This window comes from Streptomyces telluris (assembly GCF_024519335.1).
Taxonomy (GTDB): domain Bacteria; phylum Actinomycetota; class Actinomycetes; order Streptomycetales; family Streptomycetaceae; genus Streptomyces; species Streptomyces telluris.
The window spans coordinates 77,490-99,466 of record NZ_JANIID010000007.1; the positions used below are offsets into that span (position 1 = coordinate 77,490).

General features: G+C 72.3%; 16 protein-coding genes. 6 read left to right on the forward strand and 10 right to left on the reverse strand.

The window, feature by feature from the left end:
- Positions 1–108: 108 nt before the first annotated feature.
- From phoH2 to NQU55_RS10420, 3 genes are all read left to right on the forward strand, one after another.
- A complete protein-coding gene (gene phoH2 / locus NQU55_RS10410) occupies positions 109–1,431 on the forward strand; it encodes an RNA 5'-3' helicase PhoH2 (RefSeq protein WP_168093710.1) in 1,323 nt (440 codons plus the stop codon).
- Positions 1,432–1,969: 538 nt separating this feature from the next.
- Positions 1,970–2,695: an aggregation-promoting factor C-terminal-like domain-containing protein gene (locus NQU55_RS10415; RefSeq protein WP_443744697.1), complete on the forward strand. Its 726-nt coding sequence runs from the start codon at positions 1,970–1,972 to the stop codon at positions 2,693–2,695.
- 149 nt (positions 2,696–2,844) lie between these two features.
- Complete coding sequence (locus tag NQU55_RS10420) at positions 2,845–4,296, forward strand: AI-2E family transporter (RefSeq protein ID WP_168093708.1); 1,452 nt, start codon at positions 2,845–2,847, stop codon at positions 4,294–4,296.
- A 77-nt stretch (positions 4,297–4,373) separates the two neighbouring features.
- On the opposite strand, the gene NQU55_RS10425 is transcribed toward NQU55_RS10420, so the two are convergent.
- Positions 4,374–4,913 (reverse strand): alkyl hydroperoxide reductase, encoded by a 540-nt coding sequence (locus NQU55_RS10425; RefSeq protein WP_058046027.1) that lies wholly within the window; start codon positions 4,911–4,913, stop codon positions 4,374–4,376.
- An 11-nt stretch (positions 4,914–4,924) separates the two neighbouring features.
- Positions 4,925–5,479 (reverse strand): peroxiredoxin, encoded by a 555-nt coding sequence (locus NQU55_RS10430; protein ID WP_030367520.1) that lies wholly within the window; start codon positions 5,477–5,479, stop codon positions 4,925–4,927.
- 138 nt (positions 5,480–5,617) lie between these two features.
- Here NQU55_RS10430 and NQU55_RS10435 point away from each other — a divergent pair, with 138 nt between their 5' ends.
- Entirely contained in the window at positions 5,618–6,619 is a 1,002-nt protein-coding gene (locus tag NQU55_RS10435) for a LysR substrate-binding domain-containing protein (RefSeq protein ID WP_168093707.1), read from the forward strand.
- A gap of 108 nt (positions 6,620–6,727) precedes the next feature.
- On the opposite strand, the gene NQU55_RS10440 is transcribed toward NQU55_RS10435, so the two are convergent.
- Genes NQU55_RS10440 through NQU55_RS10450 form a run of 3 tightly spaced genes read right to left on the reverse strand, consistent with a single transcriptional unit; the run spans position 6,728 to position 10,433 of the window.
- Complete coding sequence (locus NQU55_RS10440) at positions 6,728–9,223, reverse strand: FtsX-like permease family protein (protein WP_240977037.1); 2,496 nt, start codon at positions 9,221–9,223, stop codon at positions 6,728–6,730.
- The gene (locus NQU55_RS10445; protein WP_256790331.1) at positions 9,220–9,912 is read right to left on the reverse strand and encodes an ABC transporter ATP-binding protein; all 693 of its coding nucleotides are present in this window, start codon (positions 9,910–9,912) and stop codon (positions 9,220–9,222) included. The genes NQU55_RS10440 and NQU55_RS10445 overlap by 4 nt, the downstream gene beginning before the upstream one ends.
- Entirely contained in the window at positions 9,909–10,433 is a 525-nt protein-coding gene (locus NQU55_RS10450; RefSeq protein WP_168095031.1) for a PadR family transcriptional regulator, read from the reverse strand. The genes NQU55_RS10445 and NQU55_RS10450 overlap by 4 nt, the downstream gene beginning before the upstream one ends.
- A 316-nt stretch (positions 10,434–10,749) precedes the next feature.
- Here NQU55_RS10450 and NQU55_RS10455 point away from each other — a divergent pair, with 316 nt between their 5' ends.
- Positions 10,750–13,020 (forward strand): transglycosylase domain-containing protein, encoded by a 2,271-nt coding sequence (locus tag NQU55_RS10455; protein WP_168095030.1) that lies wholly within the window; start codon positions 10,750–10,752, stop codon positions 13,018–13,020.
- A 101-nt stretch (positions 13,021–13,121) separates the two neighbouring features.
- Here NQU55_RS10455 and NQU55_RS10460 read toward each other — a convergent pair whose 3' ends face one another.
- From NQU55_RS10460 to NQU55_RS10480, 5 genes are all read right to left on the reverse strand, one after another.
- A complete protein-coding gene (locus tag NQU55_RS10460) occupies positions 13,122–14,585 on the reverse strand; it encodes a catalase (RefSeq protein ID WP_168095029.1) in 1,464 nt (487 codons plus the stop codon).
- 201 nt (positions 14,586–14,786) lie between these two features.
- Entirely contained in the window at positions 14,787–17,171 is a 2,385-nt protein-coding gene (locus tag NQU55_RS10465; RefSeq protein ID WP_256790334.1) for a SpoIIE family protein phosphatase, read from the reverse strand.
- Positions 17,172–17,226: 55 nt separating this feature from the next.
- Positions 17,227–17,904, reverse strand: coding sequence for a class I SAM-dependent DNA methyltransferase (locus NQU55_RS10470; RefSeq protein ID WP_256790337.1), 678 nt, complete (start codon positions 17,902–17,904; stop codon positions 17,227–17,229).
- Positions 17,905–18,064: 160 nt separating this feature from the next.
- Positions 18,065–18,763, reverse strand: a complete 699-nt coding sequence (gene fomD / locus NQU55_RS10475) for a cytidylyl-2-hydroxypropylphosphonate hydrolase (RefSeq protein WP_256790340.1) — start codon at positions 18,761–18,763, stop codon at positions 18,065–18,067.
- Between the two features lie 112 nt (positions 18,764–18,875).
- Complete coding sequence (locus NQU55_RS10480) at positions 18,876–20,270, reverse strand: class II fumarate hydratase (protein ID WP_256790342.1); 1,395 nt, start codon at positions 20,268–20,270, stop codon at positions 18,876–18,878.
- Positions 20,271–20,377: 107 nt separating this feature from the next.
- On the opposite strand from NQU55_RS10480, the gene NQU55_RS10485 reads away from it, so the two are divergent.
- Entirely contained in the window at positions 20,378–21,904 is a 1,527-nt protein-coding gene (locus tag NQU55_RS10485; protein ID WP_256790344.1) for a ricin-type beta-trefoil lectin domain protein, read from the forward strand.
- Positions 21,905–21,977 lie beyond the last annotated feature (73 nt).

A 21,977-nucleotide genomic window follows, 5' to 3' on the forward strand; every position in this document is an offset into this window, starting at 1 on the left:
GCGGCCGCCCGCGGAGGGCCGCAGCCGGGCCCTCGAAGGGCTCCGATCCCGGCCCATTCCCCGGCGACGCCGTCGCGCCCCGACCTCCCCGAGGGGGTTCGTCCACCCGTGGTGACCAGCAAGAAGCGCCGTGAGAACGACCGGCGCACCTACGTCCTCGACACCAGCGTCCTGCTGGCCGACCCAGGCGCCATGTCCCGCTTCGAGGAGCACGAGGTCGTGCTGCCCGTGGTGGTGGTCACGGAGTTGGAGGCCAAGAGGCACCACCCCGAGCTCGGTTACTTCGCGCGGCAGGCGCTGCGCCTGCTGGACGCGTACCGGGTGCAATTCGGCCGACTGGATTCCCCGATTCCGATCGGCGATCTGGGCGGGACGCTCAGGGTCGAGCTCAACCACTCGGATACGGGCATACTGCCCGCCGGCTTCCGCCTCGGCGACAACGACTCGCGCATCCTCGCGGTCGCCCGCAACCTCCAGGCCGAGGGGTACGACGTCACGGTCGTCTCCAAGGACCTGCCGCTGCGGATCAAGGCGTCGGCGGTCGGCCTGCTCGCCGAGGAGTACCGCGCGGAGCTTGCGATCACCGACTCCGGGTGGACCGGGATGGCGGAGCTCACCGTCACCGCCGAGCAGGTGGACGAGCTCTTCGCCGCCGAGGTGGTCCACGTCCCGGAGGCCGCGGAACTGCCCGTGCACACCGGCCTGGTGCTGCAGTCCGAGCGGGGCAAGGCGCTCGGCCGGGTCGCGGCCGACGGCTCGGTGCGGCTGGTGCGCGGCGACCGCGAGGCGTTCGGCATCCACGGTCGCAGCGCCGAGCAGCGCGTCGCGCTCGACCTGCTGCTCGACCCCGAGATCGGGATCGTCTCGATGGGCGGCCGGGCCGGCACGGGCAAGTCCGCGCTGGCGCTGTGCGCGGGGCTGGAGGCCGTCCTGGAGCGGCGGCAGCACCGCAAGGTGATGGTCTTCCGGCCGCTGTACGCGGTCGGCGGGCAGGAGTTGGGGTATCTGCCGGGCAGCGAGGCGGAGAAGATGAGCCCCTGGGCCCAGGCCGTCTTCGACACCCTCTCGGCGGTGACGAGTTCCGAGGTGATCGAGGAGGTCACCGGGCGCGGCATGCTGGAGGTGCTGCCGCTCACCCACATCCGCGGCCGGTCGCTGCACGACGCCTTCGTGATCGTGGACGAGGCGCAGTCACTTGAGCGGAACGTGCTGCTGACCGTCCTCTCCCGCATCGGCGCCAACTCGCGCGTCGTGCTCACGCACGACGTGGCGCAGCGCGACAACCTCCGGGTGGGGCGGTACGACGGCGTGGTCGCCGTGGTCGAGAAGCTGAAGGGGCATCCGCTCTTCTCGCACGTCACGCTCACGCGTTCGGAGCGTTCGCCGATTGCGGCGCTGGTGACCGAAATGCTGGAGGAAGGCCGGATCTGATGCGGCTCGCCGGATAGGGCTCGTCCTCGAAAGACCGGGCAGGGTTCGTCCTCAAAGGAGAGGAGACGGCCGCCCTGTCCGGCTCATCAGGCTCATCCGGCCCGTCCGGCTCATCCGGCCCATCACCGAAGGCCGTTGTCCGAGGAGTGTTCCCCGAAGGCCGATACCCGGTGGCGCGCGGCAAAGCCAAGGAGCTTAGCCGCGCGCCGCTGTTGTGCGTCGGGCTTTCCGGAAAAGCCCAGGCATAAACGAGGTGTGACCTTTCCCACGTAACCCGGAATTGCCTCGGGGCAACCGGGTCGGGCAGAGTCTGGGTCCTGTCAGGCCCCGCATACGGCACTTCGTCCCCTCACCGGGGCGGTGCAGAGCAGATCCAGAACTGAACAGCGTCGCCGTATGCCGCCCGAGCGTCACGCGGACCTCCCTCGCGGGAGGCCCCACGGGCCCGTGCCTTCTGTGACCGATTACGGAGGCCAGCGCCAGGGGCACGATCGCGCTCGCGAGGTCACCCATGCGGGCGATGCTGGAAGGAAAACGTGTGAGCCGGATTTCGGTCCGGGGGTTCGCCGTGGCATCCGCCACCGCGGTCACCACCGTCGGCGCCGTCGTGGGTGTCGCTGCAGGCCATGACCAGGGTACGAACGACCGGGTCGAGGCGACCGCAGCGGACACGACGCTCCTCGCGGACATCCCCGCAGGACAGAACGTCCGGGCACAGGCCGCTTCCCTGACCCAGCAGGCGGACACGCAGTCCGAGGCCGCCGAGAGCGCGGCCAAGAAGGACGCCGAGGAGGCCGCGCGCAAGCAGGCCGCCGAGGACGCCACCGCGAAGAAGGAAGCCGCGGACGAGGCCGCCAAGAAGAAGGAGGAGGCCGAGGAGAAGGCCAAGGAGCGCGAGAAGGAGGAGAAGGAGCAGGTCAGCAGTCGCTCTGCGACGCGTGACGCCTCGTCCTTCCCCGCCAAGAGCTCCTACTCCGTCGCCGAGGTCAAGGCGATGGCCCGCTCCATGGTCCCCGGCGACCAGTTCCAGTGCTTCAGCAACATCGTGAACAACGAGAGCACCTGGGACTACACGGCGGAGAACCCCTCCTCCGGCGCGTACGGCCTGGTGCAGTCGCTCCCCGGCTCCAAGATGGCCTCCGCCGGCGCCGACTGGCGGACCAACCCCGCCACCCAGATCAAGTGGGGCCTCGGCTACATGAACGAGCGCTACGGCAGCCCCTGCGGCGCCTGGTCGTTCTGGCAGGCCAACCAGTGGTACTAGGGCGCACCGGCCGCGCCTAGCGCCGGTCACTTCCCCGCCCTCGCAAGCCCCCGGTCCTCATCAGGCCGGGGGCTTGGCTGTCCTACCGCGTCACCCGTCAGGGGTAACGTTCACCCTGGCCACGGGGGAGTGGGGGTAGAGGAAGAGAAATGTCCAGATTGCCACGATGGGTCGGCGGTGTGGGAGCGGGTCTGACCCGTCTCGCCCGGCGGCTCGAGGAGCGCACGGCCGAGGTGGAGAGCGCGGCGCCGGCCGCCGGCGCCACCGGTGCCGACGGCGCGCCCGAGTCCGGCCGCGCCGCCGACCCTGCACACGCCTCCTTGCCGATACGTTCCGGCGCCGCCGGTGACTCCGCCGGTGACTCCGCCGGTGACTCCGCCGGGTCCGGCCCGGGGCATCCGGGTCCGGCACCCGCGCCCGCCGCGGGCGACCCCGAACACGTACCGCCGCCGCCCGGGTACGCACCCGCGGTCCCGGCGCGCCCCGACCCCGTGGCCGTCGTGCCCTGGGGCGTGCGGGTCGCGGCCGAGGTCGCCTGGCGGCTGCTGATCCTGGCGGGCACCCTCTGGGTGCTGATGCGCGTGATCAGCTCGGTCCGCCTGGTGGTGCTGTCCTTCGTCGCCGGCCTGCTGATCACCGCGCTGCTGCAGCCCACCGTCGCCTGGCTCAAGCGCCGTGGGGTGCCGCGGGGACTCGCCACGGCCATGACGTTCATCTCCGGCTTCGTCGTCATGGGCCTGGTCGGCTGGTTCGTGGTGTGGCAGGTGACGGACAACCTCGACGACCTGTCAGGACAGGTGCAGCAGGGCATCAAGGACCTGAAGCACTGGCTGCTCACCAGCCCGTTCCACGTCACCGAGAACCAGATCAACAACATCGCCGACAACCTCAGCACGGCCATCGGCGCCAACACCAAGGACATCACCACCGCCGGCATCGAGGGCGTCCAGGTGATCCTGGAGGTGCTGACCGGCATCCTGCTGGCGATGTTCAGCACGCTCTTCCTGCTCTACGACGGGCCGCGGATCTGGGAGTGGCTGCTGAAGCTGTTCCCGGCGGCGGCGCGCGAGGGCGTGGCGGGCGCGGGCCCGCGCGCGTGGGCGACGCTGACCGCCTATGTGCGGGGCACGGTGATAGTGGCCCTGATCGATGCGATCTTCATCGGCATAGGGCTGTTCTTCCTCAAGGTGCCGCTGGCGGTGCCGCTGGCCGTCTTCATCTTCCTGTTCGCCTTCATCCCGCTGGTCGGTGCCGTGGTCTCCGGCGCGCTCGCGGTGGTCGTGGCGCTGGTGACGAAGGACGTCTTCACGGCCCTGATGGTGCTGACCGTGGTGCTCGCGGTGCAGCAGATCGAGGGGCACGTGCTGCAGCCGTTCATCCTCGGCCGCGCCGTGCGCGTCCACCCGCTCGCGGTGGTCCTCTCGGTGGCCGCGGGCTCCCTGGTCGCCGGCATCGGCGGCGCGGTGGTCGCGGTTCCGCTGGCCGCGGTGACCAATACGGTCGTCGGCTACCTGCGCGCCTACGCCAAGGACAAGGCCCTGGCCGCGGCGCCACCGGACGGGCCTCCTGCGCAAGCCTCCTCCGAGGCCCCCCGCGGCTGAGAACCGCAGTCCAGGACACACGTGTGGGCCCCGGCCGCAACGGCCGGGGCCCACACGTATCAGAGCAGGAGAGCAGATCAGGCGTTGTCCGCCAGGACCTTCTCGGCGTCCAGGGTGGCGCCGACGGCCTGGAGGACCGCGGCGATCTTGAACGCTTCCTGGATCGTCTCGCGCGAGACGCCCGCCTTGCGGAGGACCTGCTCGTGCGAGTCGAGGCACAGGCCGCAGCCGTTGATGGCCGAGACGGCCAGCGACCACAGCTCGAAGTCGACCTTCTCCACGCCCGGGTTGCCGATGACGTTCATCCGCAGGCCCGCGCGCAGGTTGCCGTACTCCGGGTCCGACAGCAGGTGCCGGGTGCGGTAGTAGACGTTGTTCATCGCCATGATGGCGGCGGCCGACTTGGCGGCCGTGTACGCCTCGGGCGACAGGTTGGCCTTGGCGACCGGCTCCAGCTCGCGCAGCACGATCGGCGAGCGGGTCGCGATCGCGCAGGAGAGGACGGTGCCCCACAGCTGCTGCTGCGGCAGGTCGGAGTTGCCGATGACCGAGCCGAGGTTCAGCTTCAGGTCCTTGGCGTAGTCCGGTATGGCGGACTTCAGCTCATCGAGCGCCATGGGAGATCAGCTCACTCGCCCGCGAGGAGCTTGACCGCGTCGAGGGTCTCCTCGCCCTTGGACCAGTTGCAGGGGCACAGCTCGTCCGTCTGCAGGGCGTCGAGGACCCGCAGGACCTCCTTGGGGTTACGGCCGACGGAGCCGGCGGTCACCATGACGAACTGGATCTCGTTGTTCGGGTCCACGATGAAGACGGCGCGCTGGGCGTAGCCGTCCTCGCCCTCGACGCCGCAAGCCTGCATCAGCTCGTGCTTGGCGTCGGCCAGCATCGGGAAGGGCAGGTCGCGGAGGTCCTTGTGGTCCTTGCGCCAGGCGTGGTGGACGAACTCGGAGTCGCCGGAGACGCCGAGGATCTGGGCGTCACGGTCGGCGAACTCGTCGTTCAGCTGGCCGAACGCGGCGATCTCGGTCGGGCAGACGAAGGTGAAGTCCTTGGGCCAGAAGAAGACGACCTTCCACTTGCCCTCGTGGGTCTTGTTGTCGATCTGCGCGAAAGCCTTGTCCGCGTCGAGGTCCACACAAGCGGTCAGGTCGAACTCGGGGAACTTGTCACCGACAGTGAGCACGCGCTCTCCTTGCAGCGAGCGGGAAGCTCCCGTGACAGGAGTTTCCCTCGGGGTTGGACATGAGCAACCCTGCCACAGGAGCCATTGATAACGGAAATAGCTAGACTGGGAGATGTTGATCGGAGGTGCTTATCAGTCATGTCGTCCGCACCGCACCCACCACAGACGCCGGCCGGTCCGGCCGTGTCCTCCATAGCCCCGGGCTCGCGCCCCCGCCAGCCCAGCCTCGCCCAGCTGCGGGCCTTCGCCGCCGTCGCGGAGCACCTGCACTTCCGTGACGCCGCCACCGCGCTCGGGATGAGCCAGCCCGCTCTCTCGGGCGCCGTCTCCGCGCTGGAGGACATCCTCGACGTCCAGCTCCTTGAGCGTACGACGAGAAAGGTGCTGCTCAGTCCCGCGGGGGAGCGGCTCGCCACCCGGGCCCGCACGGTCCTCGACGCCGTAGCCGCCCTGATGGAGGAGGCCGACGCGGCCCGCGCGCCCTTCACCGGAGTCCTGCGCCTCGGGGTGATCCCGACCGTCGCCCCCTACCTCCTGCCCACGGTCCTGCGCCTGGTCCACGACTCCTACCCCGACCTCGACCTGCAGGTCCACGAGGAGCAGACGTCCTCCCTGCTCGACGGGCTCACCCAGGGGCGGCTGGACCTGCTGCTGCTCGCCGTGCCGCTGGGTGCGCCCGGCGTCAGCGAAATCCCCCTCTTCGACGAGGACTTCGTCCTGGTCACCCCCCGGGACCACTGGCTGGCCGAGCGCGGAGACATCCCGCGGGAGGCCCTGCGCGAGCTGGAGCTGCTCCTCCTGGACGAGGGCCACTGCCTGCGCGACCAGGCGCTGGACATCTGCCGCGAGGCCGGCCGGACGACCGGCGCCGCGGTGACCACCAGCGCGGCCGGCCTGTCCACGCTCGTCCAGCTGGTCGGCGGCGGCATGGGCGTCACCCTGCTGCCGCGCACGGCCCTGCGCGTCGAGACCGAGCGCAACGAACAGCTCGCCACCGGGCACTTCGCCGACCCGGTGCCCTCGCGCAGGATCGCCCTCGCGATGCGGACCGGGGCGGCGCGGCAGGGGGAGTTCGAGCAGTTCGCGGCGGCCCTGCGGATCGCGATGCGGAAGCTGCCCGTACGGATCGTCAACGGGTGACCGGGGGCGGCCGGACCGTCCCTCCGGCCCTTCCGCCCCCGGCACCCGTCACCGGCACCCGCCCCCGGCCGCGCGCCCCGGTCGGTCACCCCGGGGCGCCCGCCCCCGTCACTCCGTCCGCATGCTCTCCGGCCGAGTCAGGCGCCACAAGGTGGGCAGCGCCAGCAGCGTCACCGCGACGATCACGGCCGCGCCGGCGCCGACCAGCGGGACGAAGGCGAACCAGTCCCGTACCCGCTCGCCGGTCAGCGCCACCATCAACCGGCCCAGCCCGAGGCCGCCCGCCGTCGCCAGCACGAGGCCCACGGCGACGGGGACCGCCGTCTGCCACAGCACCGACCAGGCCAGCGTCGACCGGTCCGTCCCGCAGGCGACCAGCACGGACAGCGCCCGCCTCCGCTCGCGCAACTGCTCCACCGTGGCGACGAGGAGGCTCAGCCCGATGAGGACGAGGACACCGACCCCACCGGTCGTCAGTCCCCCCTCGACGGCCGCGAGCTGGTCCTTCTTCACGACGCCGCCCATGCGCCACACCCGCATGCCGGGGTCGATGGCGGCGGCGGTGTTGCGGAACCGCTCGATGGCGTCGTCGCGGTCACCGGGGTCGACCCGCGCCAGCACGGTGGTGCGGGCGTCCGGGATCGCCCGGGCGTCGATGGCCGACGGCGTGGCCAGGATGCCGAACGTGTCCGATCCGGCGGGGGCGGTCCGCGTCTCCACGACGCGCGCGGTCCGCGGGACCGTCCACCGGTAGGCGGGCGTGCCCTTGGCCTTCGCCTCCTCGAAGCCGTCCATCTCCAGCGCGGTGCCGGGCGGGAACCGCCCGGCGGTGTCGACGTCGCCGTCCTTCTCCTGCGCCACGAACACGTCGCCGTCGCGGCAGGAGCCGATCTTCGCCATGCGGCTCAGGGTGGCGCAGTCGGCGACGTGCACCGTGGTGACCTTGCGCTCCGGGCCCGAGCCGGCGGCGGCGTACTGCTCCACGAAGGCGACGGTGTCGCGGACGCCCGGCGTGGACCGGAACGCCTCGGTGTGCGCGCGGAGTTCGTCCGGCGTGCCCGGGCGGTAGGCGGCCTGCAGCTGGGAGTGGCTCGCGACCGTCCCCGGCGGCCCGTCGTCGTCGCCCCGCATGCCGGAGACCATCATCTGGACGGCGACGGCCCCGGCCACCGCCACGGTGATGCCCGCGACCGCCCGCGCGGCCGGGCCGCTGTTCGCCTGCAGCCGCCGCGTGGCCAGCTGCCAGGCCGGCGGCCCGCCCCGCAGCCCGGCCACGCACACCTCGACCAGCCACGGCAGGAGCGTGGCGACCCCGGTGAGCAGCAGCGCGGCACCGGCGGCCACCAGGACCGGCTGCCCGGACCCGGCGAAGGCGGAGCCGAAGCCCGGGGCGCCGCGCGTCTGCAGCACGCCGGGCGCCAGCAGGGCCAGACCCGCGGCCGGTATCAGCAGCCGCCACCACAGCCGCCGGCGCCGGACCGGGGCGTCGCGGACGACCCCGAGCGGTTCGGCCGCGACGCCGCGCAGCGCGAACAGCGTCACGGCGACGGCCAGGGCGGGCACGGCGACGGCGATCAGCGCGGCCAGGACCGGGTCGGGGGTGACGTCCGCGGGGAAGACGCCGATCTCGCGGATCGCGACGTGCGGGGCGAAACCGCGGACGAAGAGGAAGATCCCCGCCCCGGCCGGCAGGCCGAGCAGGGCGCCGCACAGCGCCTCGCCGGCCGCGATCCGCCGGGTGGAGCCGATGCCGGCGCCGATGAGCCGCAGCGCCGCGAGCCGGCGCTCGCGCCCCTCGCCGCCGAAGCGGACGGCCGTGCCGATGAGGACCGCGACCGGGAGCAGCAGCACGACGCACACCATGGCCGCCAGGACGATGACGCGCGGGTCCACGGGTTCGTCCCGGCTGCTGCCGAAGCCGTCGATGCGGACGACGCCGCCGCCCTGCTCGATCCGGTCGCTGCCCAGGTAGTAGAAGAGCTCGTCGGGGCCGGTGAGCCCCGCGTCGCCGATGGTGCCCACGGTCCGGTGGCGGAACCGCTCGCTCAGCAGCTTCCCCTCGTCGGAGGCGAGGAGCCGGCCGAGGGCGGGGGAGACGAGCATCTCGCCGGGGCCGGGGAGCGTGCCGACGCCGGGCGGCACCGGCGCCCCGGGGCCCTCGGGGCGCAGGATCGCGCCGTCGACCGGCCGGTCGCGGAAGTCCGTGGACGCCCGCTGGTAGAGGAGCGTTCCCGTGCCCTTGTGCGGCTGGTCGTCCGGCGGGATGTCCGCGCCCGCCGGGAACACGCTGCGGGCCGCGTCGCGCCGGTCGCGGTCGTCCAGCAGCTGCGGCACGGACGCGGCGATCGCCAGGACGGCCACGCCGAGGCCGACGGCCAGGGCGGTGAGGGCGGCGCGCACCAGGCCCTCGCGGCCGCCGGTGACGGTGAAGCGCGCGCCCATGAGCAGGTCGCGGAGCCAGGCGGCGGGGCCGGACGGCCCGGTCGGCCCGGTCGGCCGGTCCGTTGGGCCGCCACCGGGGCGGGGAGCCCCGCCCTCGCGCCCGTTCTCGTCGCCGCGCCCGTTCCCGCCCTCGCGCCCGTGCTTGTCGTCGCGGCCGGTCATGACAGCCTCGCCCCCGCCATGTCGCGCGCCCGTCCGTCGCGCACGACGACCTCGCGGTCGGAGTACGCGGCGACGCGGGCCTCGTGGGTGACCAGGACGACGGCGGCCCGGGTGTCGCGGGCGGCCTCGGTCAGCAGTTCCATCACACGCTCGCCGTTGAGGGAGTCCAGGGCGCCGGTCGGCTCGTCCGCGAAGATCACGCGCGGGGTCGTGACCAGCGCGCGGGCGACGGCGACGCGCTGGCCCTGGCCGCCGGAGACCTCGCCGGGGCGCTTGCCGCGCGCGTCCGCGACCTCCAGCCGTTCCATCCACCGCATGGCCTGCTGCTCGGCCTCCTTGCGCCGCAGACCGCCCAGCCGCAGCGGCAGCGCCACGTTCTCCACGCACGTCAGCTCCGGGACCAGCTGCCCGAACTGGAAGACGAAGCCGAACTCGCCGCGTCGCAGGGCGCTGCGCTCGGCGTCGGAGAGCTCCGAAAGCTCGCGTGCGCCGTAGCGGACGACGCCCGCGTCCGGGCGAATGATTCCGGCCAGGCAGTGCAGCAATGTCGACTTGCCGGAGCCCGAGGGGCCCATGACGGCGACGATCTCGCCCGGGTGGACGGAGAAGTCCGCGCCGTCCAGCGCGGTCGTGGGCCCGTAGGCCTTGCGTAGTCCGGTCGCGGCGAGCAGGGAGCCCGACGGCGTCATGGGCGCACCGCCCGGGCGAGCTGGTCGAGCCGGGCAGCGGTCATTTCCAGCCAGCGCAGGTCGGCCTCCAGATGGAAGAGGGCGTGGTCGCAGATCAGCTGGTCGGCGAGGTCGCCGCCGGTCTTGCGGCGGGTGAGCTCGCGCATCAGCCGCAGGTGTTCGGCGCGCTGGGCGTCCAGCAGCTCGTCGGCGTCCCGGCCGGTCAGCAGGGCCACGACGACCTTCGTATAGAGGACAGACTGCAGGTAGGGCTCGGGCTTCTCGGGCCGGGCGAGCCAGTCCGCCACGTCCGTGACGCCCGCGTCGGTGATCGCGTAGCGCTTGCGCTCGGGGCCGTCGCCCTGCTCGACCCCGTCTACCTCCACCAGGCCGTTCTTCAGCAGCCGCGACATGGTCGCGTAGACCTGGCCGTAGTGGAGCGGGCGGTCGTGGCCGAAGCGGGCGTCGAAGGCGCGCTTGAGGTCGTAGCCGTGGCGCGGGCCGGACTCCAGGAGCGCGAGCAGAGTGTGTCCGATTGACATGCCCGGACTGTACATCGTGTGTATACATAGGGAGTATAGGTGGCTGAAAATCGCCCTTGATTGGCCGGTGAGTGGCCCCTGCAGATATGGCCCGCCGGCCCCGACAGCCCCTTGTGCGCCCGCTGTTCGGGCTGCCGAATCGGATCCGGAATCGGAGCCCTGTACGGTTTGCCGCACTGCGCCGCGCCCGGTTCCCGCCAGCCGGGGTGCTGTATGTCACGTGCGTCAAAGCCTTGATCAATGGGCGTTTGGTGACAGTTGCGGTGTTAGCTTCATGAGCTGGGTTGGGGGCGGAAAGACTGGAGCTACGGGAGAGATGGGCCGAGCGGAAGCGCGACGGGCGCAGAAGAGCACCCGCACAGCAAAGGGCAAGAAGCCCAAGAAGGCCGGGAAAACCGGTATACGCCGCTTCTTCACCTGGAAGAAGCTGCTCGCCTACTTCGTGGTGCTCGTCGCTCTCGGGGCGGGCGCCTGCGTGGCGCTCTACCTGTACGTGGACGTCCCCAAGGGCAACAGCCAGGCCAAGCTGCAGAGCAACGTCTTCAAGGACGCCGACGGCAAGATCATCGCGCGTAGCGGCGACGTCAACCGCCAGGAAGTGACCCTGGACAAGATCCCGGACGACATCGAGCACGCCGTCGTCGCCGCCGAGAACAAGAACTTCTACACCGACCCCGGCGTCGACGTCCTCGGCACCGCCCGGGGCGTCCTCAACACCGTGATGGGCCGCGGCAAGCAGGGCGGCTCCACCATCACCCAGCAGTACGTCAAGAACTACTACCTGGACCAGCGGCAGACCGTCACCCGCAAGGTGAAGGAACTGGTCATCTCCCTCAAGGTGCAGAAGGAGAAGTCCAAGGACGAGATCCTCGAGGGCTACCTGAACACCAGCTTCTACGGCCGCGGCGCCTACGGCATCCAGGCCGCCTCCCGCGCGTACTACAACAAGGACGTCGACAAGCTCAGCCTTGAGGAAGGCGCCTACCTCGCCGCGCTGCTCCAGGCCCCCAGCCAGTACGACTGGACGGCGGCCACCCCGGCGGGCAAGGAGAACGCCAAGGCCCGCTGGAACTACGTCCTGGACAAGATGGTCGAGCAGAAGTGGCTCGACAAGGACAAGCGCGCCACGATGCAGTTCAAGGAGCCCGGCAAGCCGCCGGCCGCCAAGGGCCTCACCGGCCAGAACGGCTACCTGATCGAGGCCGCCAAGGCCGAGATGCGCAAGAAGCTGGCCAAGGACGGCCGCCCCGAGAGCGACCTCGACGCCGGCGGCTGGACGATCACCCTCAGCGTCGACAACAAGAAGCAGAAGGCCCTGGAGAAGGCCGTCAAGGACAAGCTCCTGGACGACCTCGACCCCAAGGCCCGCGCGGTCGACAAGAACGTCCAGGTCGGCGCCGCCTCCGTCGACCCGAAGACCGGCAAGGTCGTCGCCCTCTACGGCGGCACCGACGCCCTCCAGCACTGGACGAACAACGCCACCCGCGAGGACTACCAGGTCGCCTCGACCTTCAAGCCGATGATCTTCGCCTCGGCGCTGGAGAACAAGTCCACCACCCAGGACAAGGTGCGCATCAACGCCGGCACGCTGTACGACTCGACCACCGAGCGTCCCGTCACCGGCACGAGCGAGCACTTCGCCCCGGAGAACGAGGACGGCTACTCGCACGGCATGATCCCCGTGCAGAAGGCCATGAACGACTCGGTCAACTCCGTCTTCGCGCAGATGGCCATCGACGTCGGCCTGCCCGAGGTCAAGAAGACCGCCGTCGACATGGGCATGAACGGCAAGGTCCGCGACTTCGTGGAGAAGCCCGCCATGTCGCTCGGCTCCATGGGCAACAGCCCGCTGCACATGGCCGGCGTCTACGCGACCCTCGCCCACCACGGCAAGAAGGTCACGCCCTCGATCATCAAGTCGGCCTCGCAGAACGGCAAGGAGCTGTCGCTCGACAACCCGATCGGCGGCGACGCCATCTCGCGGAACACCGCCGACGGCGTCACCACCGTCCTCAGGGGCGTGGTCGACGACGGTACGGCCTCCGTCGTGCAGAGCGTCGGCCGTCAGGTCGCGGGCAAGACCGGCACCTCCGACGACAACAAGTCCGCCTGGTTCACCGGCTACACCCCCGACCTGGTCACGGCCGTCGGCCTGTTCGGCGAGGGCGAGGGCGGCAAGCAGGTCACCCTCAAGGGCACCGGCGGCAACGGCCGCGTCAACGGTGGTACGTACCCGGCCCGCATCTGGGCCGCCTACACCGCCAACGCGCTGCAGGGCTCGGAGGCCGAGGAGTTCGACCTCGAGACGAACATGAGCACGACGGTCCCGGTCATCCCCGGCCCGCCCGCCTCGTCCAGCCCCTCCGCGCCCGCGTCGCACAGCCCGTCGCCGTCGCCCTCGCGGCCCTCGCAGTCGCCGTCGGCCTCGTCCTCGCGCACCCCGTCCCGCGCGCCCTCGTCGGCGCCTCCGTCCTCGCGGCCGCCGGTCCCGCCGGTCACGCCGAGCGGCAAGCCGTCCACCTCCCAGCCGGCCACCGGCGGTGGCGGGCTCCAGCCCAACGGAAGCCGCGAACCGATCGGCAACTGACCTCCGGTCGGCTCCGGCCCCGGCCGCCCACCCTCCGCGCAGGGTGAGCGGCCGGGGCTTTCGCTTTCCCGGCTCCTTCATGACCGTCAGGGGGAACCCGCTCAGCCGCCGTTGACCTTCGTGGCGATGCGGTCGCCGATCTCCTTGTCGATGTTGCGCCAGTACTGCAGGGCCCGCTCCCGGACGGCCGTGCTCACGCCGTTGCCCACGTGGCCGGCGACGTTGGAGACGAGGCGGTCGCGGGCGGCGTCGTCGAGGACCTGGCGGACCATCGTGCCCGCCTGGCCCCAGTCGTCGTCCTCGCGGTGCGGCTTGTACGCCTCGCGGACCATCTCGCCCGCCGCCCGCCAGCCGGCGACGTCCCCGAAGCGCCCGGTGTCGGCGGCCGGGCCGCCGTAGGAGTTGGGCGCGTAGGGGCGGGCCACGCGGGCGGCCTCGTAGCGCATGGGGCCGTCCTTGGCGTACGAGCGGACGTCCGAGCGCGGGTGGTTGGGCGGCAGCTGGGCGTAGTTGGGGCCGATGCGGTAGCGGTGGGTGTCCGGGTAGGAGAAGAGGCGGCCCAGCAGCATCTTGTCGGGCGACGGGCCGATGCCGGGCACCAGGTTCGACGGCTCGAAGGCGGCCTGCTCGATGTGGACGAAGAAGTCGTCGGGGTTGCGGTCCAGCGTCATCCGGCCGACCTCGATCAGCGGGTAGTCGCCGTGGGGCCACACCTTGGTGAGGTCGAAGGGGTTGAAGCGGTAGTCCGGGGCGTCGTCGAACGGCATGACCTGCACGTACATCGTCCAGGAGGGGGCGTCACCGCTCCTGACGGCGTCGAAGAGGTCGCGCCGGTGGAAGTCGGCGTCCTCGCTCGCCATCCGGTCGGCTTCCGCCTGGGTGAAGCACTCGATGCCCTGGTCGGTCTTGATGTGGTACTTGATCCAGAACTTCTCGCCGCCCCGGTTGACCCACATGTAGGTGTGCGAGCCGTAGCCGTTCATGTGGCGCCAGGTGCGCGGCACGCCGCGGTCGCCCATCAGCCACGTGACCATGTGGGCGGACTCGGGCGACAGGGTCCAGAAGTCCCACTGCATGTCGTTGTCGCGCAGTCCGTTGTCGGTGCGGCGCTTCTGGGAGCGGATGAAGTCCTGGAACTTGATCGGGTCCCGGACGAAGAAGACCGGGGTGTTGTTGCCGACCAGGTCGTAGTTGCCGTGGTCCGTGTAGAACTTCAGGGCGAAGCCGCGCGGGTCGCGCCAGGTGTCGGGGCTGCCCTGCTCGCCCGCCACCGTGGAGAAGCGGGCCAGCATCTCCGTGCTGCGCCCGGGCTGGAAGAGGTCCGCCTTGGTGTACTGGCTGACGTCGCCGGTCACGCGGAAGGTGCCGTACGCGCCGCCGCCCTTGGCGTGGACCACCCGCTCGGGGACCCGCTCCCGGTTGAACTGGGCCATCTTCTCGATCAGATAGTGGTCCTGGAGAAGGATGGGTCCGGAGTCGCCGATGGTGAGCGAGTGTTCGTCGCTCTCGACGGGGATGCCGGCGTTGTCCGTCGTGTACGGGGTCTGCTGCGCCGAGTCGGTCATGGGACGCCTCCCGGTACGGGGGATGGTGAGGGCGCGCGGCAGTGCCCGCCCTCCAACTCGCCAGTGAACTCCGCCGACGACGTGTCGGCAACGGGCGTCTGGACACTGTCCAGAATTTCACCGCGTACGGGTCTCCTCGTGTTCGAGCCCGCCCGGAGCGGGTACGAGAGGGCGCCGCCCGGCGCGGTCACCCGGCGCGGCTCACCGGGCGCGGGGCGGCAGCGCCAGCTCGAACCAGACCACCTTTCCCGTGCTCAGCCGGGTCGCTCCCCACCGCCTGGCCAGCCGGTTGACCAGGTACAGCCCGCGGCCGCCCTCGTCCGAGGGGCGGGCCTGGCGCAGCCGCGGCAGCTGCGGCACGTCGTCGCCCACCTCGCAGCGCAGCACGTCCGTGCGCAGCAGGCGCAGCGTGATCGGCCGCTCCGCGTACCGCACGGCATTGGTGATCACCTCGCTCACCAGCAGCTCCACGGAGTCCGTGAGCTCCTCCAGGCCCCAGCGGGTCAGGGCGCGGCGGGCCAGCCGGCGCGCCTGACGGGCCGTCTGCGGGCGCGGGTCGAGGAACCAGTAGGCCACGTCGCTGGGCGCGATGCCCTCGAAGCGGGCGGCGAGCAGGGCGATGTCGTCGTCCCGGTCGCCCGGGCCGAGCATGCCGAGCACCTCGTCGCACAGGGGCTCCAGCGGCGGCGGGTTCGGGCCGGTCAGCCGGGCGGTCTCGATCAGCCGCTCGCGCAGCTGCTCTATGCCCGTCCAGACGTCCCTGATCCGCGACTCCACCAGGCCGTCCGTGTACAGCAGCAGCGTCGCCCCGGCGGGCGCGTCCAGCTCCACCGCCTCGAAGTCGACCCCGCCCACGCCGATCGGCGCGCCCGGCGGGACGCGCAGGACCTCCGCGCGGCCGCCGCGGTGCAGCAGTATCGGCGGCGGATGGCCCGCGTTGGCGATCACGATGCGGTGCGCGACCGGGTCGTACACCGCGTACATGCACGTGGCCATGCGGTCCGAGCCGAGGCGCTGGGCCTGCTCGTCCAGATGGTGCAGCACCTCGGCCGGGGGCAGGTCCAGGCCCGCCAGGGTCTGCGCGGTCGTGCGCAGCTGGCCCATGATCGCGGCCGAGGTCATGGAGTGGCCCATGACGTCGCCGACGACCAGGGCCACCCGGTTGCCCGGCAGCGGGATCGCGTCGTACCAGTCGCCGCCCACGCGGGCGGTCTCGGCGGCCGGCAGATAGCGGCTGGCGAGCCGGACGCCGGTCGGCTGGGGGAGGGAGTCGGGCAGCATCGTGCGCTGCAGCTCGTCCGCGATGTACACCTCGCGGCCGTAGAGCACGGCTTTGTCCACGCCCAGGGCGGTGTGCGTCGCCAGCTGCGCGGCCACGAGCAGGTCGTCGTTCTCGAACGCGGCCCGGTCCGGGCGGCGGATGAACACCGCGGCGCCGATCACCCGGCGCCGCCCCCGCAGCGGCGCCAGGATCGTCCGGTGCCGGTCCGGGACCGGACGGTCGTCGCCCAGCAGCTCGGGAAGGGCCGCCCGCGCGGCGGAGGAGTCCCCGAAGACCGGTCTGACACCCCGCAGCACCTCCGCGAGCGGCCCTCCTATGCGCACCTCGCAGCGCTCGGCGGCGCAGCCGGCGAGATCGGGGACGGGCTCGGGGCGCTCGGCCGCGAAGTCCGTGCCGTCGCCCTCGCCCACGCCGCGCACGTGCTCGGGCAGCTGGTCGGTGCGGCGCAGCCGCAGCACGACGGGGCCCACGGGCCGCTCGTCGCCGACCGGCAGCGGGTCGCGCAGGTAGACGAGGATGGCGTCGGCGAACGTCGGCACGGTGGCCCGGCACAGGCCGAGGACGATCTCGTCCAGGTCGATGCCCCGGGCGATCCGCCGCGTGGCGGCTCCCACGAACCGCAGGCGCTCGCCGCCGGTGGTGCCGACCGGGCCCGCACCCGGGCCGCTCGGCGCGGCGGCCTGCGCGCCGTCGCCGCCGTTCGCGGGCCCGGTGGCTCCTTCCGGCTGCGGGGCGCCCGCGGCGGGCTTCGGGGCATCGTTGTCAGCGGTCACGGAGGGAGGGCGCTCGGCCGTGGCGGCGGGCAGCGCGGCGGAGGCCGCGCCGGAGGCACGGGTACGGGAGCGGCCGCCGCGAGGGCTCGTGGCCGGGACTCCACCGGCCTGGGACGAAGCGGCCCGGGACCCCTCGGCCCGCCGCGACCGGGCGGTGCGGGAGCCGGCGGCGCGGGGCTCCTCGGCCGGGGAGCCGTCGGCCGGGGAGCCGTCGGCAGGGGACCCGGTGGCCCGGGACCCCGTGGGCGCGGGCGCCGGGCCGGGTGCCGCCGGGGTGCCCCGGGCCGGGAGGCCCTCCGGTTCCGGGTGGGAGCTCGCGCGCGTCCGCCCGCGGGAAGGGGCGTCCGCCGCCGGGCGCGTCCCCGCGTGCGCGTCGTCGCGCCGCTGGGGCGGCACGCCCTGGGGCCCCGGCTCGGGGACCGGCCGGGGACGTCCCGGTTCCGGTTCCGGGGCAGAGGCAGCGGCGGGCGCGGCGGCCTGCCGCACCGCGGCGATCCGCTGGCTTCCGTGGGAGTCGGTGTGCTCCGTCACGCGTGGGGTTCCATCCGTCGGGGCCGTGCGCCCGCTCGCGCGGGTGCACCGTGGGTCAGGCGCGTCGCAGATTGAGGAAGAGCTGGATCTCGGGTGGTACGTCCGTACTCGCCGGGGCGTACGCCAGCGAGTTCTCCCCGGCGACTTCGAAACCCGCTTCGCGCACGACCTGGCGCAGTTCGTCCCGCAGGTATCCGGATACCCGGATCGTGTTGCCCAGGAACGGGATCGCGTAGTCGTCCACGTCGGCCTCGACCATCGACAGGGCGAGCAACCCCCCGGGTCTCAGCAGCCCGTGGAGCATCCGCAGGGCGTGCGGGATCTCCGCGCGCGGCAGCATCAGCAGCGAGAAGAACGCGGTGACGCCGTCGAAGGCGCCCAGCCGGCCGTCGCGCAGGTCCGCCAGGTCCGCCAGGTGGAAGTCGGCCCCGGGAACGTTCTCCCGGGCCAGCTCCAGCATGCCGGCGGAGAGGTCGACGCCCACGACGTGGTGGCCCGCGTCGGCCAGCTGCAGGGCGGTGGGCAGGCCGGTGCCGCAGCCGACGTCGAGGACGCGGGAGCCGGGCGGCAGGGCGGCCGCGAGCCAGGCGGCGGCGCCGAGCTGGCCCTCCTTGTGCGGGAAGGCCTCGTCGTAGCGGTGGCCTATCGCGTCGAACGCCTCGGCCTGACCGCTGCGGTCCAGCCCCGGACGGGCATAGCCGTCGTAGTCCCGCTGGTTCTCGTCACCGCTCACGGCGCCCGCCCTCTCTGTGACCGTATTTCCGTGAACAAGCGTCACATGCCGTGCTCTGTTAGTGCCGTGCTGCTGTGCAGTATCGCGGAGGCCGATCCTACGATTGCCCGGAGGGCCGACGCCAAGCGGTTGCCGGTTCTCTCCGGGGTTCCGTCATGCCTCATGCCCGGATCCGGGCCGGGGAACGGTCCCAGTCGTCCGGAAGGGCGGGTACGGGCCACGCCGGATCCGGCCGCCAGGCCTCCCAGCCCGCCGCGAACGGCGCCCCCCAGGACTCGATCCGCTCGACCGCGGCCCGCCCGGCCGCCCGCACCCGCTCGGCCTGCCCGGCGGACATCAGGCCCGCCTGCTGCGCCTGCGCGAACTCGTCCTCGTCCTTCCACTGCCAGCTGCGGTCCGGGTAGACGGCGATGTCGAGGAAGTGGTCCTCGGAGTCCACGCCGCCCGTCCAGCGGGCCAGCGGCTCCTCGAGGTTCACGTACCAGTTCTTGAACCGCCAGTCACGGTCCCAGAACAGCCAGACCGACCACGGCTCGCCGGGCCGGGCCAGCTTCAGCACGCCCGTGCCGGACCACGGGGAGACGCCCGTGGTGCGGGGCTTGGTGTAGCGGGTGGCGAGCGGCTCCTGGTGGACCGGGGTGCCGTCGGCCAGCAGCGGGCGCACGCAGGCCGTGCCCGGCGCGACCCAGACCGCGAGCAGGTCGGCCGTGTCCTGCACGACGGTGACGGGGCGGCAGATGTGGACCCGGTCCGTGGCATTGCCCCGGTAGCGCCAGAGGATCTGGTCCCCGGGCGCCCAGGAGGGCGTGCCGGCCGTGTTCGTGGAGTCCACCGTGTCCGTGTCCGCGTCCGCTGTCATGCGGAGATCCTAGGCGCGGGGGGTGCGTATGCGCCGTGATGTGTGACGCACAGGATCGGTTGCCGGCGGGCGGGGACGCGCGGACCCCGCCCGCCGGCAACCGGCCCGGCCCCTACGGGCGCGTCATGCGCAGCACGTCGAGCGCTTCGTCCAGCTGCTCAAGCGTCAGCAACCCGCGCTCGACGTAACCCGACTCGAGGACGACCTCGCGGATCGTCTTCCGCTCGGCGAGCGACTTCTTCGCCACCTTCGCCGCCTCCTCGTAACCGATGTAGCGGTTGAGGGGCGTGACGACCGACGGGGAGGACTCGGCGTACTCGCGGGCCCGTTCCGTGTTGGCCGTGATGCCGTCGACCGTGCGGTCGGCCAGCAGCCGGGAGGCGTTGGCGAGCAGCCGCACCGACTCCAGGACGTTCTTCGCCATCACCGGGAGCATCACGTTGAGCTCGAAGTTCCCGGCGGCGCCCGCGGCCGCGACCGTCGCGTCGTTGCCGGTGACCTGGGCGGCCACCATCAGGACGGCCTCGCAGATGACCGGGTTGACCTTGCCCGGCATGATCGAGGAGCCCGGCTGCAGGTCCGGCAGGTTGATCTCGGCCAGTCCGGCCCGCGGGCCCGAGCCCATCCAGCGCAGGTCGTTCGCGATCTTGGTGAGGCCGACGGCGACGGTGCGCAGCTGGCCGCTGGTCTCCACCAGGCCGTCGCGCGCGCCCTGCGCCTCGAAGTGGTCGCGGGCCTCCGTCAGCGGCAGCCCCGTGGCGCGGGCGACCTCGGCGATGACGGCGGCGGAGAAGCCGGGCGGGGTGTTGATGCCGGTTCCCACGGCCGTGCCGCCCAGGGGGAGTTCGGCCAGGCGCGGCAGCGACGCCCGCAGCCGCTCGACGCCGTAGCGGACCTGGGCCGCGTAGCCGCCGAACTCCTGGCCGAGGGTCACCGGGGTGGCGTCCATCAGGTGCGTACGACCGGACTTGACGACCTCGGCGAACTCCGCGGCCTTGCGCTCCAGGGACGCCGCGAGGTGCTCCAGCGCGGGCACCAGGTCGCGGGTGACGGCGGCCGTCGCCGCGATGTGGATGCTGGACGGGAAGACGTCGTTGGAGCTCTGCGACGCGTTCACATGGTCGTTGGGGTGCACGGGGCGGCCCAGGCGCTCGCTCGCCAGGGTGGCGACGACCTCGTTCGTGTTCATGTTGGAGGACGTGCCGGAGCCCGTCTGGAAGACGTCCACGGGGAAGTGGTCGTCCCAGCGGCCCTCGGCGACCTCCGCGGCGGCCGCTTCGATCGCCTCCGCGACGTCCTTGTCCACCACGCCCAGCTCGGCGTTGACCTTGGCCGCCGCGGCCTTGATCCGGGCCAGCGCCTCGATGTGCGACCGCTCCAGCCGCTGCCCGCTGATGGGGAAGTTCTCCACCGCGCGCTGGGTCTGCGCCCGCCACTTGGCATCCGCCGGGACCCGGACCTCACCCATCGAGTCGTGTTCGATCCGGTACTGCTCACCATCGGTCATCGTCACTACCTCCTGACACACCAAGCGTTTGTCCGGTTCACGGTGTTCCCAAAAAGCACTACCGCCTAGTAAATACCGCGGGTAACAACTGAAATCGGGGAGGCACCATGACACGCAGACCCACCCTGCGCTGTTCACTCGCCGCCGTCGCCGCGTTCGCCGCGGCGCTCGGCGGCATCGCTGTCACCGCACCCACCGCCCACGCGGCCCCCGCGCCGAACGCGCCCGCCGCCGCGACGCCCCTGTCGCCCGAACTGGAGAAGATCCGCGCCGCCGAAGCGGTCAAGCTCTACGGGGACGCCGCCCAGCGCCCCCTGGAGCAGCGCAAGACCTCGCTCCTCTCGCTCGGCGACAGCGAGATCTCCGGCGAAGGCGTCGGCACCTACGAACCGGGCACGAACGGCCCCGCCAACTGGTGCCACCGCTCGCCCGACGCCGCCATCCACCGCACCACGATCCCCGCCGACGTCACCTACAACGTCGCCTGCTCCGGCGCCTCCACCGCCAACATCCGCATCGGCGGCTCCAAGCAGTACGCCGACGAGCTCGTCCAGAGCGACAGCCTCGCCGTCAAGGCGCGCAACACGCGCGTGAAGATGGTCCTGCTCGTCGCCGGCGCCAACGACGACCTGCAGTTCGGGCCCGTCATGACCGACTGCGTCACCCGCTACCTGACCCTCCAGGGCACCTGCGAGCCCAAGTACGCCCCCGGCTGGCAGGCCCGCGTCGACGGACTCGTCCCCAAGGTCGAGCAGACCGTACGGGACCTGCGCACCGTGATGAAGGACGCCGGCTACGCCGACGGCGACTACAAGCTCGTCCTCATGGGCTACCCGAGCCCCATCGGCCCCGACTTCGAGGACAACCCCTCCTTCCCCGGCAAGCTCCCCGGCGGCTGCGTCGGCCACACCTCCGACGCCGCCTGGGGCCGCAACCACGCCGTGCCGGCCTTCGAGCGCGGCATGCGCAAGGCCGCGCGCGACACGGGAGCGGTCTACCTCGACAACTCGCGCCTCTTCCACGGGCACGAGGTCTGCATGGAGGACGCCTGGGCGCGCGGCCTCTACGTCGACCTGTCCAACCCCTTCCCGCCCGACGCGAACTCCGTGCGGCAGTCCTTCCACCCCAACGCCCGGGGCCACGGCGCGTTCGCGTCCTGCCTGAGCCAGGCCTACCAGGCCGGCTACCGCGAGGCCGGCTGCGCCGACCCGGCGAGCACCGGGAAGCCCGTGCTGCGCGAGGGCGCCTGGGACGACGCCTTCCGGCCGCTGAAGAACGAGGCCACCGGCGCCTGCGTCGACGCGTACGGGGCGGGCAGCCGCAACGGGACCGCGGTCGGCGGATGGGACTGCACGGGCAACCGCAACCAGGAGTGGGGCCACGACCCCGGCACCAAGGCGCTGCGGACGGCCCTCTCGCACGACCGGTGCGTGGACGTTCCCGGGGGGAAGTACGCGGCGGGGACGGCCGTGGTGCTGTGGAACTGCCACGGCGGGGCGAACCAGCAGTTCGTGCGGGACGGTCTGACCGTGCGGCCGGCCGCGGCCGGCGGGCTCTGCCTGACGCTGGGGGCGGCCAAGGACCCCGTACGGCTGCAGGCGTGTGACGGGTCGCGGTCACAGCGGTTCGCGTAGCGGCCGACCCGCCGTGGGGCCGGCTTGTGCCCACCCGTTCCGCCCGGCGGAACGACTGCCCACAAGCCGGCTT